Annotated in this window: 17 protein-coding genes; 2 read left to right on the top strand and 15 right to left on the bottom strand. The window is 39.6% G+C overall.

All coding sequences use genetic code 11. The features are described 5' to 3' along the window. Positions 1-772 precede the first annotated feature (772 nt). Positions 773-1021, bottom strand: coding sequence for a DUF3297 family protein (locus EXZ60_RS17205; RefSeq protein WP_026028286.1), 249 nt, complete (start codon positions 1019-1021; stop codon positions 773-775). An 861-nt stretch (positions 1022-1882) separates the two neighbouring features. On the opposite strand from EXZ60_RS17205, the gene EXZ60_RS17200 reads away from it, so the two are divergent. Further along, on the top strand, positions 1883-2215 hold the full coding sequence (locus tag EXZ60_RS17200; protein ID WP_069573255.1) for a PBPRA1643 family SWIM/SEC-C metal-binding motif protein: 333 nt from the start codon (positions 1883-1885) through the stop codon (positions 2213-2215). Between the two features lie 217 nt (positions 2216-2432). On the opposite strand, the gene EXZ60_RS17195 is transcribed toward EXZ60_RS17200, so the two are convergent. The 6 genes from EXZ60_RS17195 to EXZ60_RS17155 all read right to left on the bottom strand — a co-directional run bounded on the left by EXZ60_RS17195 (position 2433) and on the right by EXZ60_RS17155 (position 8992). Then, complete coding sequence (locus EXZ60_RS17195) at positions 2433-2810, bottom strand: hypothetical protein (protein ID WP_277436042.1); 378 nt, start codon at positions 2808-2810, stop codon at positions 2433-2435. Positions 2811-4076: 1266 nt separating this feature from the next. Next, a complete protein-coding gene (locus tag EXZ60_RS17185; RefSeq protein ID WP_277436041.1) occupies positions 4077-5852 on the bottom strand; it encodes an ATP-binding protein in 1776 nt (591 codons plus the stop codon). 133 nt (positions 5853-5985) lie between these two features. After that, entirely contained in the window at positions 5986-6702 is a 717-nt protein-coding gene (locus EXZ60_RS17175; protein ID WP_277436040.1) for a hypothetical protein, read from the bottom strand. Between the two features lie 135 nt (positions 6703-6837). Next, the gene (locus EXZ60_RS17170; RefSeq protein ID WP_101958616.1) at positions 6838-7479 is read right to left on the bottom strand and encodes a hypothetical protein; all 642 of its coding nucleotides are present in this window, start codon (positions 7477-7479) and stop codon (positions 6838-6840) included. A 142-nt stretch (positions 7480-7621) separates the two neighbouring features. Next, positions 7622-8335, bottom strand: a complete 714-nt coding sequence (locus tag EXZ60_RS17160; protein ID WP_277436039.1) for an RES family NAD+ phosphorylase — start codon at positions 8333-8335, stop codon at positions 7622-7624. 222 nt (positions 8336-8557) lie between these two features. Next, positions 8558-8992, bottom strand: a complete 435-nt coding sequence (locus EXZ60_RS17155; RefSeq protein WP_277436038.1) for a hypothetical protein — start codon at positions 8990-8992, stop codon at positions 8558-8560. Positions 8993-9803: 811 nt separating this feature from the next. On the opposite strand from EXZ60_RS17155, the gene EXZ60_RS17145 reads away from it, so the two are divergent. Then, on the top strand, positions 9804-10640 hold the full coding sequence (locus tag EXZ60_RS17145) for a beta-1,6-N-acetylglucosaminyltransferase (protein ID WP_017046804.1): 837 nt from the start codon (positions 9804-9806) through the stop codon (positions 10638-10640). A 181-nt stretch (positions 10641-10821) separates the two neighbouring features. Here EXZ60_RS17145 and EXZ60_RS17135 read toward each other — a convergent pair whose 3' ends face one another. From EXZ60_RS17135 to EXZ60_RS17095, 8 genes are all read right to left on the bottom strand, one after another. Beyond that, positions 10822-11241 (bottom strand): GNAT family N-acetyltransferase, encoded by a 420-nt coding sequence (locus tag EXZ60_RS17135; protein ID WP_222716237.1) that lies wholly within the window; start codon positions 11239-11241, stop codon positions 10822-10824. 192 nt (positions 11242-11433) lie between these two features. Then, positions 11434-11643 (bottom strand): DUF3955 domain-containing protein, encoded by a 210-nt coding sequence (locus EXZ60_RS17130; protein WP_025506672.1) that lies wholly within the window; start codon positions 11641-11643, stop codon positions 11434-11436. 742 nt (positions 11644-12385) lie between these two features. Beyond that, a complete protein-coding gene (locus EXZ60_RS17120) occupies positions 12386-12721 on the bottom strand; it encodes a hypothetical protein (RefSeq protein ID WP_052190358.1) in 336 nt (111 codons plus the stop codon). Between the two features lie 200 nt (positions 12722-12921). Continuing rightward, positions 12922-13302, bottom strand: coding sequence for a hypothetical protein (locus EXZ60_RS17115; RefSeq protein ID WP_194568965.1), 381 nt, complete (start codon positions 13300-13302; stop codon positions 12922-12924). A 152-nt stretch (positions 13303-13454) separates the two neighbouring features. Then, positions 13455-14297, bottom strand: a complete 843-nt coding sequence (locus EXZ60_RS17110) for a potassium channel family protein (protein WP_277436037.1) — start codon at positions 14295-14297, stop codon at positions 13455-13457. Between the two features lie 174 nt (positions 14298-14471). Next, complete coding sequence (locus EXZ60_RS17105) at positions 14472-15062, bottom strand: cold shock and DUF1294 domain-containing protein (protein ID WP_277436036.1); 591 nt, start codon at positions 15060-15062, stop codon at positions 14472-14474. Positions 15063-15226: 164 nt separating this feature from the next. Beyond that, positions 15227-15706 (bottom strand): hypothetical protein, encoded by a 480-nt coding sequence (locus EXZ60_RS17100; RefSeq protein ID WP_088733288.1) that lies wholly within the window; start codon positions 15704-15706, stop codon positions 15227-15229. A 130-nt stretch (positions 15707-15836) separates the two neighbouring features. Then, entirely contained in the window at positions 15837-16472 is a 636-nt protein-coding gene (locus EXZ60_RS17095; RefSeq protein ID WP_277436035.1) for an MltR family transcriptional regulator, read from the bottom strand. Positions 16473-17137 lie beyond the last annotated feature (665 nt).

The following is a 17137-nucleotide window of genomic DNA, read 5'->3' as shown; positions in this document are numbered from 1 at the left end:
TATGTGATGATTATTTATTGCTTAAGTTCAGCCATGAGAACATGGAATTTACCGTTCAATTTCAACTCGATTTAGCTGATAAAAACTCACTTTGCCTAACGCCCGGCTAAGGGGTTGACAACGCACCACCGAACTTAAAAAACACACCGTAAACACTGAACTGCAATTTTGCACTAAAGTCGCCACGCGTTGGCAATCCCTCTTGAGCCGTTTGTTAGGCCAACAGATTGACAACGACATTTTCAAAACCAAAGAACGAGTTTTTGTGAATTTGAAACCAACTAACTGATTAATTTATAAACCAAAACGCTAAAACAGCAAAGAAACCAAAAAAACTCAAATTGAGCGGTTTGGAAGAAAAGTGACGAGCGTAGCATGCTCGGCGGACGTTTGGATGCTGAAGGTTATTTTGCCGCTAAACTCACAACGAAAAGCAACTCAACGCGATCAAGAAACAACAAATATGTGATGATTATTTATTGCTTAACTTAAGCCAGAAAACATGGAATTTACCGCTCAATTCAAACTCGATTTAGCTGATAAAAACTCACTTTGCCTAACGCCCGGCTAAGGGGTTGACAACGCACCACCGAACTCAAAAAACACACCGTAAACACTGGACTTCAATTTTGCACTAAAGTCACCACGCGTTGGCAATCCCTCTTGAGCCGTTTGTTATATGTTTGGATGAGAAACCTAGCTAGATCTTGAATGCAATGCATTGAATTACATAGTTATCAACACATTGCATGCGGACGGTATAAAATGCAGCTTATTTATAAAAAGCTTCAACTTCACCTTTTAACTTAATCAGCATCGGCTGGCCAAAACGATCTTTAGCTTTCGGTGACGGAATTTTCACCCACCCTTCACTAATGCAGTATTCTTCAACATCAGTACGTTCTTTGCCATTTAGACGAATGCCAATGTGGTGTTCAAAGCACTCCGCTACATAGTGTGGGCTGCGAGGATTACCAGCAAGGTGATCCGGCAAAGCGGGTTTAGCTGTAGTGTCGTTCATATTCATAACCTAAAATATGTAAAAAAGTGCGCTATTGTAGACAATACAAGCCGACCGCTCAACATAGTAAAGATGCTATTTCATATGCGGTATAGAACGCAGAACTAGATGGCATATAACGCCCGGCTAAGGGGTTGACAACGCACCGCCGAACTCAAAAAACACACTGTAAACATTGAACTTCAATTTTGCGCTAAAGTCGCCACGCGTTGACAATCCCTCTTGAGCCGTTTGTTATGCAAATTCAATAAGATAAATCGACTTTACACGACCAAAAACTACAATTGCAATGGCTGAGTGATTCAAGAATCAACCCAAGCAAGAACTGCGATAAATAAGCCGCCAAAACAAAGTTCACCTTTCAACAACAAACCAAGCTTTTGAATCAGGAAAACTCAACAAGCAAGACTTTCAGAAAATGCGAAATGCTCGATTAACTTGCCCTTTCCACACTTTGCGCCCGCTAAATTCACAACAAACCAGCACCAAAACTCATTGAGGCAAACAAAGAACCTTGCCTGTTTTACGGCTTGAGTAAACTACGAATTTTAGGGTAAAAATGCTCATTTGCCGACAACACAAAACGAATGGCCGGAGAAATCTAAAAAAATTGAACCCCTAAATTTATCTGAGTTGCATAACGCCCGGCTAAGGGGTTGACAACGCACCGCCAAACTTAAAAAACACACCGTAAACACTGAACTTCAATTTTGCACTAAAGTCGCCAAGCGTTGGCAATCCCTCTTGAGCCGTTTGTTATACCGTGATCCGATGCACATTGTAGGAACTTCTTTATCAATTGCCATAGTGCCGTATAATCGCGGCCAAATTACACCACAACAATCCATCAGTGAGTTGCAAATGTCCAAACTATTTTTCAAAGGTCGAATCGATGCTAGACAAAACCACGTCATTTCAGGCTACAACGTAAACCGTGATGTAAAAGCAGGCACTGACGAGGCTCCAATCAATGTTGTCGTCCCAACCGAGGCTCGTAAAGCAGAGATAGAAATATTACTTTCTGAGCACTCAATAGTGGCTGATATTGTCATTGACTCAAAGCAACCAGAGAACACTGTTGAGCTTGATACGCTATTAAACAAACCTAAAACTATTACCTATGACAAAACACCAAACCGTAATGAACCGTGCATTTGTGGAAGCGGAAAAAAGTACAAAAAGTGCTGTGCTTAAACCCTCGATAATTACGTCCAAAGCCGTCTTCTGACGGTTTTTTTATAAACTAGAACCTATACGATATTCTGCGCGTAAGTCAAAACGGTATAACGCCCAATTAAGTGGTGAACAACGCACTGGCCAAGCCGCTGCATTACACCGTAAACACTTTACCTGACGCATAGTAAAACTGCCACGCGTTGAGAATCCACTTGAATTGTTTGTTATGTGCGTATTACTTGGCTGTGCATTTCCCGTAGTACTGAGATGGAATCAGGTCACCGCCAAAGCCAACTGTGTTTCGACTGTGAACTGTATTCATTGTGTTTGTAATAGTAGTGACCATCAGATTACCTACCCCAGTCGCTTCCAAAAATGACACATGATCATTTCCCGGAACCTTTACCACCTCATTACTACCATTGTTCCCCAGCACATAAACTTTGTCGGCGTCGGGATCAATCAGATATCTAAGAATGAAATCACTCTTTGTCGCATGAACACCCTCTGGATCTGCATACTTTTTATATACGCACTCTAAGGTACTGGTAGAAGCAATGGCTGAACTAGAGACAAAGCAGAAAGCGATGAAAAATAAACTATTGAACTTCATGAAAAACCTATTTTATAAGATATTTTCCGAGGAATTTTACTCTCATCTGTTTCATAGTTTGTGACATATGCCGCAAAGCACATAACGCCCGGCTAAGGGGTTGACAACGCACCGCCGAACTCAAAAAACACACTGTAAACACTGAACTTCAATTTTGCACTAAAACCGCCACGCGTTGGCAATCCCTCTTGAGCCGTTTGTTATGCAAATTCAATGAGATAAACTTAATTTACACGAACAAAAGCCACAATTGTAATGGTTGAGTAATTCAAGAACCAACCGAAGCCAGAGCCGTGATAAATAAGCCGCCAAAACAAAGTCCACCGTTCAGCAACAAACCAAGCTTTTGAATGAGACAAACTCACCGAGCAAGACTTTCAGCAAATGCGAAATGATCGGTTAACTTGCCCTTTCCGCACTTTTCACCCGCTGAATTTACAACGCGCCAACGCTAAAAGTGATTGAGGCAAACAAAGAACCTTGCCTGTTTTACGGCTTGAGTTAACCACGAATTTGAGGGTAAAAATGCTCATTTGCCGACAACACAAAACGAATAGCCGGAGAAATCAAAAAGATTGAACCCCTAAATTTACCTGAGTTGCATAACGCCCAATTAAGTGGTGAACAACGCACTGGCCAAGCCGCTGCATTGCACCGTAAAACACTTTACTCAACGCATAGTAAAACTGCCACGCGTTGAGAATCCACTTGAATTGTTTGTTATGTGAATTTAGCTATGAATTCAAAGTAAACCACCGTAGAAATGAAGAGATTTGAATAAGTTACGTACAAAAACGATACTGACCAAAACCTAAACTTCACAGCGATCTTAGCCGAAGAAAACCACTTACAGAATCAACAACAAAGAAAGCGCCCTTTCAGCAACCGCTAAACTTTTTGCTTCACCAGACTTTCAGTGCTGAATGTCAGCAAGCAAATCAGTCAAAAATGCATTTCAATTGAAGCGATTTGAAACCGATAAAACTCAACACAAACCAGATCCAAAACTTAATTGAGGCAACCCAAGAACCTTCAAAACAATCAATCTCAGATTGTTCAAGAATCCATTTAGACCAAGCCAACTTGCCGAAAACACAGCACGAATTCTCAATGAAATCGTATAGTTAACCCTAAAAACTCACCAAACACATAACGCCTTGTTAAGGTGTGAGGCACGCAAACCAATGTCTAAGCATGCCACCTTAATCACTAAAGCCAACGCATAGTAAAAATGCCACGCGTGCCGAATCACTCTTGAACAATTTGTTAGATTTCATTTCCATTTGCGTGAAAAATAAACTCACAAAGTTTATTTACCCGAGCATTTAAATCTAAAACGCTGAAGTCTGGCGCATTATTCTCGGTGTAATGACGAGCCACTTTAACCTTACTAGCAGTCCTTTCAATACGACTATTTTGCTTTGTATATTTTAAAAGATTCTCCCAATCTCCTTTCGCAACAAGTCCTTGAGCCGAAGGGTGGACAGCTTTTACGCTATCCTCAATTAAATCAGAATCTAGATAATTTTCGACTTCTCTGCCTTTGGTCACCCAAGCAAAACCAGAACCAGCATTAAACTCGTTTTTAAGCCTTTGCTTCGTAGAGTTTATTCGTGCTCGAGATGATTCTTTATCACTATCAAACATGATTACTGTATGTCGATTCAAGTTTCTCACAGAGATAAAGTCATTCACTTGCTCCTCAACTTCATCGCTATCGTAAGCAGACAAATGACTAAAAAGCCTTCCTCCAAAAAACATTATCGAATAGTGTACACCTTCAACTAGCTTTGGATTTTTAGCACTGATCCAATAATTTAGGTATATTCTGTCCGATGGTCCTTCAACCCAAATAATGCAGTTAGCCTGCAAAATATCCGATGCTTTGTAACCTAAATCATGACATATACCTGATTTTTCTTTCGTACTCGAAATTGCATTAACTTGTGACGCGCCATCAATCTGTACTACATGGAATATTTCAGCTTCAACGGCATCTAAAAGGTGGGCTGAATGTGTTGTGAAAAAGTACTGATTTGTAGTACTTTCAGAAAGGTATTTAACCAACTTTTTTTGCAATAAAGGATGTAGGTGTAACTCTGGTTCTTCAACACAAATAATAGTTTTATCTAACAGTGTTGCAGCCGAAGCTAAAATTACTACTTCATGAACCCCTGTACCAAGTGACTCTAAAGGTAAAGTCTTACCATCCATATGAATCAAAATCATATCCCTTTCGTAGGGAATTTCGATCATTGCGCTTTCGTTTTCAAGAACCTCTTGAACAAAAGAGTTAATGGAGAGGAACTTTTGCTTTTCTTCCTGTGCTGAAATCGGAGGATTTTGTATTTTAGCTAACCGTTCAATTATACCTTCACCACTAAAGTCACTTGCTTCACTACCCGCATTTCCAACTTTTCTAATCGCTGGTATCACCTCGACCTTGGGAGGTGCTGATGGAACATATGACAATGCTTCTAATGTATTAGGAACCCAATGGGCTCGAATATCACCTCCTCCTGAGCCAGTTAGAGCCGTCCACAGTTGTTGCCACTCACGGTGTTCTAGAACAGGAATAAGAGCTTCAATATCAATATCCAAAGTAAATTGAGCGTTGTGGCTATTAGCTTTGTAAACAAACCATACATCTCCTCTTTCATCCTTGAATGAATCTGACTCTAGTAGTTTTTTTGCTAACTCTCTATGACGTCTATGGGTAACTTCGTTATTGAGTTTTTCGCTAATATAATTATCTAACTCAGTACTTAAAATAGGAAAAGCTATTTTATGAACAACCTGTTTGCTAGTGATCGGCTGATCAATCCTTGTAAATGGTACAGTTTGCTCCCGTCTCCCAAACTGTCGTTGATTCCCAACTTTAGATAGAAAATACGGATACTGTTCATTTAAGAAGTTAACAATATTTGATTTTCCGACATTGTTTTTTCCTATTATCAGGTTTACTTTTTGTAAAGGAGAAATCTTGGATAACCCTTCAACGAAACTTCTATAGCCAGAAAAGCCAAAACCATTTAAATACATACTACCCTCTGAAATCTAACGCCCTGTTAAGGTGTGAGCAACGCAATACCGAAGCTGCCGCATACCACCTTAATCACTTAAACCAACGCATAGCGAAAATGCCACGCGTTGCGAATCACTCTTAAACAGTTTGTTAGGCATTTGTTTCGCCATAGAGACCAATTTGCTTTAGTAACAACTTCCCTATTGGTGTAATCGAACGAGTTGACACAGAGGGCTTACCTGTATGTTTATCGAATTGTGGCATTCCAGTTTGACGATCAATACGGTAACGAGACCTTATAAGCCCTAAGCGCTCTAAATGTTCTTTATAACTTTCTTGTAGAGAAGAACGCTCAACAGTTCGCTCATCGCTGTTTATAAAAGCGTGAATAGGTTCTAGGACATTACTATGCTTTTCTCTAAACTCTTCATCTCCACCAATTGTTGGATGCAAGTAGAATCTGAGCCAAATAACCTCTTGTTCATTCAATTCTTCTAATATCTTGAATAAATACTTTGACTCAGAATAGTCGATAATACTATCGTTGATTCCGTTTACGACAATATTTGATATGTAGCCTCTTCGATCTTCGGTAAGTGCTCTTGATGCTTGGTAAAAGCTTTCTTCAATTAAGTCAACTCCCTCTGCAGATTTCAGTACATTTTCAATCTTTATATCTTCAACTAAAGCTAAACGTGCTTCTAGCTCTTGGATATATCGAGTTAATCGGTCAATGCGTTGATTTGGAATAACACTCCCAACAATTTCAGAAAGCAACGGACCAGCAAACGGCACTGCGCCTAAAACTGATTTTGTTGATGCTACGAGTAGATCAACGTTATTTGAATCTAAGCTATTGCGCTTCATATATTCTCCTAATGCCTAACGCCGCATTAAGGTGTGAGCAACGCAACCACAAAACTAAACCACTGCGCCTTAAACACGAAACCCAACGATGGAATGAAAAATGCCAAGCGTTGGGAATCACTCTTAAATGCTTTGTTATATTTTTTTGCTTGCTAATAGTAGACAGTAGTTCTTCACCTTATTTACTTTTTCACCAACCAAGTAAACAAGGGATTTTGAGTTTGCCCAATCTATGTTTCTTTTTTGTAGTTCCTTTTGGAGCGTACTTTTAGGCGTAGCTAGCTTTCTTTTATGCTTATGCTCCCAAGACTGGAACTGAACAGGTAGATCTTCACTCCCTAACCACCAATGGGGAATTGCCGTTTTCCATTTATCTTCAAGCCAGACATCAGACAAAGCAATTATGTATTCGTTCTCAGCGTAAAGCTCATTGCTATTGATAAAAGACCGATCATTACTAATAACCCTTTCAATATCATCCACCACTAGTGACTTTTGAATCGATTTAGAAAGGCGCTTTGCTTCAATGTAAAATATTGACTTGTACTTCGGAGAAAATACCATCCCATCAATATGCTCACTCTTAGAAACCCACGGAAACTCTAACCAATGTACTGAATCTTCATCATCTAATGCAGTTTTTAACGCGTTCACAAAATTGTGAACCTGATTTTGCTCTGTAAATCCTGTGGAATCTCTCGCTGGATAAAATGAGCATAGCATCCGCTCATAAGTACCGCACATCTCTTCAAAAGCAGTTGATATTATTTTGTCCATAACTCACCTAAAAAATATAACGCCCTGTTAAGGTGTGAGCAACGCAATACCGATGCCGCCGCAAACCACCTTAAACACTAAACGCAACGCATAGCAAAAATGCCACGCGTTGCGAATCACTCTTAAACAGATTGTTATGTCCTTACTCGAAGTCGTAACTAACTTTTTTGACTGTTACAGTTTCCGTATTTTTAAACTCACCAATATTGGGGTCAAATAGACAGATATTTTCACCTGTCTCACTCAGTACACTTGGGTACTTAATACCATCTAACCCCATATTTTTAAGCTGTTCCGCTATATACTGACTAGCTAAATATGCATAGTCATCATGAGCATGAGCTGGTGCAGAAAAATATTTTCCTTGGAGGATCAGTGAGATCATGCTTCTCATTAGTTGATCAGAAAACTCATTCAATCCGACTCCCGCGAACTTAGGAATCGGGATATTCTGTACAAAATCTGCCACTTTTACTTCACGTTTCAATGTAAAGTCAGCAACAGTAACAATAGCACCTTTCCAAGGGCGAACTTCAGAAAGTGCAGTTTCTTTGTTCGAAGCGCCATATAGGTAGGAAATACCGGCTGGATTTATACGACCTGAGCCAGCCATTCCTTTTGGTGGTGCACCTACCTGAGATACTCCAAAGGCTTCAGTAACACCATGATGATTGATTCGCGCGCGCCAGAACTCTTCGCCTTGTTTGAGTGTTGTTGCGTGCTCAAACTGATATTCACAGAAAAGTTCTACAGTACGCTGGAGCTTTTTTGGAAGTGAGAAGCGGCTTTCATGGCGTAAATGTTCACCAATTTGGTCGAAAATCGGAGGTACGGGAATAGTAACTTTGTGGCTCATTGTAAGTATCCATTTTCTTAGAGATTACTCCCTAGATAAGGGTAAAATCTGATAAATCAAGCCCTTAACTAAGGTGGATGGTAACCGAGGTATATTACTGGGACATAACGCCGCGTTAAGGGGTGCAGGCACGCAATACATAAGTTTCTGCAAGCACCTTAAACACAAAACCCAACGCAAATTAAAAATGCCACGCGTGCCAAATCCCTCTTGAACGCTTTGTTATGCAAACTTCTCAAGGTTTCGCTGCCAAAAAGTGACCATTTCCTCGAGAAATTGATCGACCGAGACTTCTTCTCCAGAAGAGGAAACAATGATCAATGGACGAGCAAAAGCATTACTGAATGCAGATGAAAAGCCGCTTTGGCAACGGGTTGTCGTTGGCTTAACTTTAAAATGCTTCAGACCATTAGTGATGTCTCTAGCCATTTCGAATAAATTAGCCAGATCTTTTTGCTCTGGATATCTTTTCTCGAATTGGCCTATTGAGAACTTCTCTTTTGGATGAGCCCATTCATACATGTGGTAGGTTAACATCGTCGAAAGCAATGCACTTTTCACACATGAGTTTTGAGCTAAAAATTGCTCGTATTGAGGCTTTACCATTATGTTGAAATAGGATTTTGCATCAATAACTTGAAAACTCGATGATGTCATATTTATCCTCGTGTTGCATAACGCCCGGCTAAGGGGTTGACAACGCACCACCGAACTCAAAAAACACACCGTAAACCCTGAATTTCAATTTTGTACTAAAGCCGCCACGCGTTGGCAATCCCTCTTGAGCCGTTTGTTATGCAAATTCAATGAGATAAACAGAATTTACACGACCAAAAGCCACAATTGCAATGGTTGAGTGATTCAAGAACCACCCCAAACAAGAACTGTGATAAATGAGCCGCCAAAACAAAGTCCACCTTTCAACAACAAACCAAGCTTTTGAATCAGGAAAACTCAACGAGCGAAAACTTCAGCAAGTACAAAATGCTCGATAAACTTGCCCTTTCCACACTTTGCGCCCGCAAGATTCACAACACGCCAGCGCTAAAACTGATTGAGGCAAACAAAGAACCTTGCCTGTTTTACGGTTTAAGTTAACCACGAATTTTAGGGTAAAAATGCTCATTTGCCGACAACGCAAAACGAATGGCCGGAGAAATTTAAAAAGATTGAACCCCTAAATTTACCTGAGTTGCATAACGCCCGCTTAAGGGGCAGACAACGCTACTACCAACTTTCCGCATAACACCATAATCACGAAACCCAACGCATGATAAAAATGCCACGCGTTGGCTGTCCATCTTGAAGCGTTTGTTAGGTTTATATTTCATTGCTATTGATTAATCAAGACAGAACCCCCATATAGTCTATGGATAAGAACACGCCTTACCACTCAGAACATACATTCCCTAACTGAGATAACTGGAGCGTGAAAATAAATATTCCAGATTTATCAAGGAATGATCTAATGATTGCTTATCTTATTCTCGTTCACCGCTATCCAGATCAATTTAAACGGCTATTTCATGCAATATACCACCCAAATAATCATTACGTTATCCATGTTGACAAAACTTCTGGAAAAGAAATTTCAGATGAAATAACTTTGTTTCTAAATGATTACCAAAATGCTGAAATTCTTGAATCAGAAAATGCACTATGGGGTGGGTATAGTTTAGTTAATATTGAACTTCGTGGCATGGCTAAGCTATTGAATATGAACAAAAGCTGGACGCATTTTATAAACCTAAGTGGACAAGATTTTCCATTGAAAACTCAGCCATATATTCATGAGTTTTTGTCAAATAATAAAGACAAGGAATTTATTCGAGCATTAGACCAAAATGAAGCTAGGCCTGAAACGATGAATCGCATACAAAATATGTGCTTTGAATATAAAGAGCATATTTACCGACCTAAAATAGCTAGAAAATTCATGTCAGGGATAACACCATTTATTGGCACCCAATGGATGATTGTGTCACGAAAATTCTGTGATTTTGTTTGTAACACGGATGCATCTCAGCCCTATAAAGAATTTTATAAAAATACATTTATTGCTGATGAAGGATTTTTCCAAACAGTTATGATGAATAACGATTGTCATGGTGAAATAATTCAAGATGACTTGCGACTTATCGATTGGGTACCAGATGGAGATATAAAGCTTAGACCGAGGACGTTTACAATGGCCGATATTTCTAACTTAATTTCGAGCCCTAACCTTTTCGCTCGAAAATTTGACCTATTAGAGGATGCTAAAGTCTTGGATAGGATCGAACATCACCTCGCTGCAACAGTCTAATTTTTAATGAGCTACCCTCAACGGGGTGGCTCAAAGAAACCTAACGCCGCGTTAAGGGGCAGCCAACGCTACTACCAAGCTTCCGCATAACACCGTAACCACAAAAACCAACGCATAATAAAAATGCCACGCGTTGGCTGTCCCTCTTGAACGCTTTGTTATAAGCAAATAACACCTTGATTTAATTGATGTTCAACTGTTCAGAACTGGATAAAACCCATGCACTGTTATGAGCTTCAAAACCAATTTTCGGATAATAACCTTGCGCTTTCGGCGCTGACAGTAAAACCAATTTACAGCTTGGGCTCAACTCTTCTTTGGTCACTAAGATTAGATATTTACCTATACCATTGGATTGAACACTTTCATCAACGGCTAAATCAGACAGATAGCAACAATAATGAAAATCTGTCACTGAGCGAGCCACACCGACAAGTTGATCGTTCAGCCATGCGGTCACAATTAAATTAGAGTTATCGAGCATACCCTGAATAGTTGACTCATTATCCAAAGGACGCCGATCACCCAATGAAGTTTTCTTCAGTAAACTCACGAATTGTTCAACTGAGATTGGATGGTTTACTTTGTACTCGATTTCCATTTTTCATCCTCTGGGGCTGAATTTGCTTATAACGCCGCATTAAGGTGTGAGCAACGCTACCACAAAACTAAATCAAACCACCGTAAACACTAAACCCAACGATGGAATGAAAAATGCCAAGCGTTGGGAATCACTCTTAAATGCTTTGTTATAACGAAGCTTCTTAGTGCGCTTGTGGCTTAACTAACCCGTTTACTGAACCTTTCTATGTTTAACGAAGGTAACAACCAAAGCCACTAACGCCAGTAGCTGAAAAAGCCAAAATAAAGGAATGAACCCAAATGGCTCAACTAAGAAGCCATTCTCATCTACGTATGAACCGATGGTGTTATAAGCAATTAAACACAAAATACCGCTGATACAGAAAAGAACGCTTATTTTATACTTACGGAGAAATTTCATCGGAGCCTCAATATTTGAATATCTAACAATGTTAGACATTTTGTAAGAGTGCATGGTTCACCCCAATAATCATGATTGGACAGACAAGTTATAACGCCCGGCTAAGGGGTTGACAACGCATAGCCGAACTCAAAAAACACACTGTAAACACTTAACTTCAATTTTGCACTAAAGTCGCCAAGCGTTGGCAATCCCTCTTGAGCCGTTTGTTATGCAAATTCAATGAGATAAACTGAATTTACACGACCAAAAGCCACAATTGCAATGGTTGAGTGATTCAAGAATCAACCCAAGCCAGAGCCGTGATAAATAAGCCGCCAAAACAAAGTCCACCTTTCAACAACAAACCAAGCTTTTGAATCAGGGAAACTCAACAAGCAAGACTTTCAGCAACTGTAAAACGCTCGATAAACTTGCTCTTTCCACACTTTGCGCCCACTGAATTTACAACACGCCAACGCCAAAACTGATTGAGGCAAACAAAGAAATTTGCCTGTTTTACGGTTTAAGTTAACCACGAATTTGAGGGTAAAAAAGCTCATTTGCCGACAACACAAAACGAATGGCCGGAGAAATCCCACAAGATTGAACCCCTAAATTTACCTGAGTTGCATAACGCCCTGTTAAGGTGTGAGCAACGCATTACCGAAGCTACCGCATACCACCTTAAACACAAAACGCAACGCATAGCAAAAAATGCCAAGCGTTGCGAATCACTCTTAAACAGTTTGTTATAAGCACATTATGTTATTTTCTTATCAACCAAGCTTGAAAACTCTTTCATTGTTTTTAGCTGCTCATCTGAAAGACACTCTCTTGAGTGAAAATTATTTAGCACCAAGCGTTTTTTGCTGAATGTTGGGTGGCTATTGATAAAATTTAAGTAACCCCGAAGTAGCTCAACCTTAGTCGTAGAGCGGGAAAGAGCCTTTTTTACTTTTTCCTCATAACGCCTTATTTCCAGTTCATCATCATACTCAAACTCTTCCACATACAGTTCACGAGCCAGTTTCTTTTGAGACCAACCAAGAAGGTCAAGCAATGACTTAATTTCATTTTGAATTTCACTGATATCCATTGTGTCCCCAAATGTCCCTATACACTATCGTAAATTAGTCATGTCCGATTGAGACAATAAAACTAACAAACGTAAGGAAAAATTTATGGCTAATAATACTCCACCAAATGGTCCAAGCAAAACTGGTAATCCTTCAGGTGGCGGTCGAGGTAACAACCCTCCACGCACTAAATAAGCATAAGAGTGCTAGGTGCTTGTACCTAGCACTCATTAAGGTTTCGCTTCAGGTTTTGGTCAAATAGATGCTTTGATGATTTAAAGTCGGAGTAGCTAACATCACTAATCGTTCTTTCCACTGCACATAAACACAGTGTTTGCTTTTTCTGATACTGGCTTGAACTCAATGATCGACCTGAGCTATTAATACACGCATCAGTAAGTGCAAACTCAACTTCCATAGGGTATCTATTATCGAAGATAACCGCTTCGGTAGCTTGTCCTACACCATACCCAATGACACCAATAATCCCAATATACTTAAGTTTTTTCTTAAGTTGCCAACTTTTCACCGATTTATTACATTCAGTGCAAATATATGATGTTTTGACCTTTGTTGGTCCTTCACATTCACAAATACTCAAAATTACTCCTTATTTTGAACAGTTCGGTGCTTATAACGCCCAATTAAGGGGTGAACAACGCCTCCACCCAACCTAACGCATTGTGCCATAAACACTAAATTTGAAGTAGAAGCAAAAGTGCCAAGCGTTGTGAATCCCTCTTAAATTGCTTGTTAGGCCTTTGTTTCAGGGCTTATCTGACAGCTCTTCTTTCGTTGAGATGTTAGTGCATTCAAAAACAGGCCTATAACCAAAATACCTAATATAGACTGTAGCCCAACCCAAAATCTGGCAGTTCCTGTAAGAGGAACAATATCTCCATAACCAAGAGTAGTGATTGTTACAATGCTGAGGTATAGCATACGACTAAACTGGCCTGGTAACTCGTTAGGAAAACCATTTTGTGCACCACACAACACAAATAAACTTCCAATAAACTCTGATTTTAAGCCAATATGAGGCCGATTATCACTTTGGTTGAAAGCAAATAGTAGCAAGTCATCTGTTTGGGGAAACAGTTTATTTATCGGTATAGGATGTCCCTCGTAACCCTCAACCGTTAGTGGTCTGACAGCCATTTCGCCAACACTCCCACCACCTACCGGAAATTTAACGGAAACAAACCTTAGGTCATAAAGTTTTGTACCATCAATGGCTTTTTCTGATAGCATTTGAAATTGAATAGTAGCTTCAAAAGCATCACTTACTTCAAGTTGAAATAACCCAAGTTTAGCCACATCTGATGCCCATCCATCATTTTCAATAATAGTAGAGCCATTTGATTGATTTAAGCTATTAATTAAATTCTCATGAAACTCTTTTGTTAGAAGTAGCTTATGCTCGTAAAAATTGTTTTCGTGCATACTTGATGCATGATAGAAACTACCATTAGGAAGTAAAAAGTAAATCACCGAAAATATAGGAATCAAACTTAAATATGCAATCCCCCAAAACCATTTATTATTAGTCGTTTCCCTCACACGTTCTACGAGCACATCAAAATTAATTTCTGACAATTTAGATCTTCCTTTTATATTGATTGAGGCCTAACGCCCAATTAAGGGGTGAGCAACGCTACCACCTTACCTAACGCATTGTACCGTAAACACTAAATTTCAAGTAGATACAAAAATGCCAAGCGTTGGGAATCCCTCTTAAATTGTTTGTTAGCCCATATCTCACCGCTAGCGCTAGAACCAATTGCTAATAAAGTTCTGGACGAACACCGAACCTGATGGAGTGAATGTCCAAACAAATGCTCCAATATTTACAAATATCGTCAGCCACAAAATTGATTTAAATGGCTGTTTTTGAGACTTATGACGAAGTTGATTTTGCGCACACAATGCTCCCATCCAACCACCGAGTAACGATAAAAGATGAAGTGTGTTTTCTGGTGTCCGCCATTTGCCGTTTTGAGCTGCATTCTTGTCTATTGCGTACATTACGTAAGTTAAAATGGACATCAAGATATAAGCTGCAATGAACAACTTTTCACCACCTAATATGAACACAGCAGTACTCGCTAAAACTAAGTAAACGATACTAAACATGATTGTTGAAGGTATTGAGCCGGAACCTAGAATAGTTACATTAGTGGCGTTGTAACGCCCTTTTTTGTCTTCGTTAACTTCAAATTTAACGTCATCATCAACTTTAGGACGTCGACCTTTACTTTGAACCGTTGATATATGGAGAAAAACTCTTAACTCACCATTTAACGCTGAAATGAACCCATAACCTTTTGAGTCATTCCACTCTACAACTTTACCTTTGATCATCGAACTCTACTTTTTATTTCTCTCTTGTGGGCTAACGCCCAATTAAGGGGTGAGCAACGCTACCACCCAACCTAAAGCATTGTCGCGTAACCACTAAAATTGAAGTAGAAGCAAAAATGCCAAGCGTTGGGAATCCCTCTTAAATTGTTTGTTATGTTTATATTTTACAAGTGCTTATCTTTACAGGCATTGCACACATAGTGACTATCTACTAATTGCCCCGTGTGAGATTGACTACATATCTCGCATAAGCTAAATGTAGAGTCGAAACCAAGTTTTAATTTCTTACCTTTCAATTCACTGATTAATTGCAAATTTACGCTTGATTGAGGTGTTTCCTGCTTTTCAATATTCTCAGAAGGCCCATTGGGCTTAATGTCATTATTTTCCTTCAATAACGTTTCATCTGTATCCTCAGCAAATGAAGGCTCTATTTTTTGAACACTACTAGGTTTAACACTTTCCACTGATTTGACGCTATTACTTTTGATTGAGTGGACTATAGCCGCTCCAACAATGAGAACTGTGCCGTTTAAGATAACAAGCAACGCAACGCCTTCATGAATCGAACTTTTTGCTGTACCAAATACCATAAACCCGAAAAGATAGGCCAGAACGCCTAAAACTGAAAACAGTACTACCATGAAATTTCCTCATTAGTTAATTAGATAAACATAACGCCGCATTAAGGTGTGAGCAGCGCTTGGCTATACTTGAGCGAAGCGAAACTGCCAAGCGTTGCGAATCACTCTTAAATGCTTTGTTATGTGAAAATTACATGCTATTTGAAAGGTCTACACTAAAGCGATCTTCGACAAATTTCTTTAAGTCATTTAGAGATGTTGCCGTTTTTTCACCATTATAGTTAGCTCGAACCTGACATTTTGTTAAATCGAGACGAGCGAACTCAATTTCATTGGCAGCAACAACCATTGAACGGCAAAACCTAGATCGGGCTTTTAAGCCTGCAGGAAAAGGCATAACTGCTAAGGCAAAACATCGAGACCTTAAGCCGTCCTCTTCAAAAGTTAGAGGTTTAGATACGTGAGCAAAATCATTTCTAATTTTGCGAAGAATATTTAAGTCATGAACTACATTCTTTGACATTAGTCCTAACGCATATGCCATATCTATTCGAGATGAAAAACTACCAAGACTACCACTGGAACTAAGCATTCGCTTAGTTAAGACCTCATTCTCGATAAAGTACGCCTTTAGCAGATCTATTAGAAGTTCGTCGATAAATGCGACAGCCATTAAAGCACAACCACGGTCTGATTCTTCTATTAGAACTTGCCTAAAAGATGTAATTTTCTTAACAATCTCTTGCTCTTCAGGAGGACAAAGTTCGGCAGTGTTCTTGAGCAACACCTTAGTAAAATCCTCAAAATCTTTTTCTGACAGTTTCATATGTCCTCTTTTCACATAACGCCCGGCTAAGGGGTTGACAACGCACCGCCGAACTCAAAAAACACACTGTAAACGCTGAACTTCAATTTTGCACTAAAGTCGCCAAGCGTTGGCAATCCCTCTTGAGCCGTTTGTTATGCAAATTCAATAAGATAAACTAACTTTACTCGTTCAAAAGCCACGATTGCAATGGTTGAGTGATTCAACAATCAACCCAAGTAGGAGCCGTGATAAATAAGCCGCCAAAACAAAGTCCACCTTTCAGCAACAAACCAAGCTTTTGAATCAGAAAAACTCAACGAGCTAAAACTTCAGCAAGTGCAAAATGCTCGATAAACTTGCCCTTTCCACACTTTGCGCACGCTGAATTGGCAACGAACCAGCACTAAAACTCATTGAGGCAAACAAAGAATCTTGCCTGTTTTACGGCTTGAGTAAACAACGAATTTGAGGGTAAAAATGCTCATTTGCCGACAACACAAAACAAATAGCCGGAAAAACCCCAAAAGATTGAACCCCTAAATTTACCTGAGTTGCATAACGCTGCGTTAAGTGGTGAGCAACGCGACCACAATCCTAAACCATTGTGCCTTAAACACAAAACTCAACCTAGAGCCGAAACTCCCAAGCGTTGGGAATCCGTCTTAAACGCCTAGTTAGCTGCT

Source organism: Vibrio sp. 1151_11, assembly GCF_029478525.1.
GTDB classification, from domain to species: domain Bacteria; phylum Pseudomonadota; class Gammaproteobacteria; order Enterobacterales; family Vibrionaceae; genus Vibrio; species Vibrio anguillarum.
This window is presented reverse-complemented; position numbering and strand designations above follow the sequence as displayed.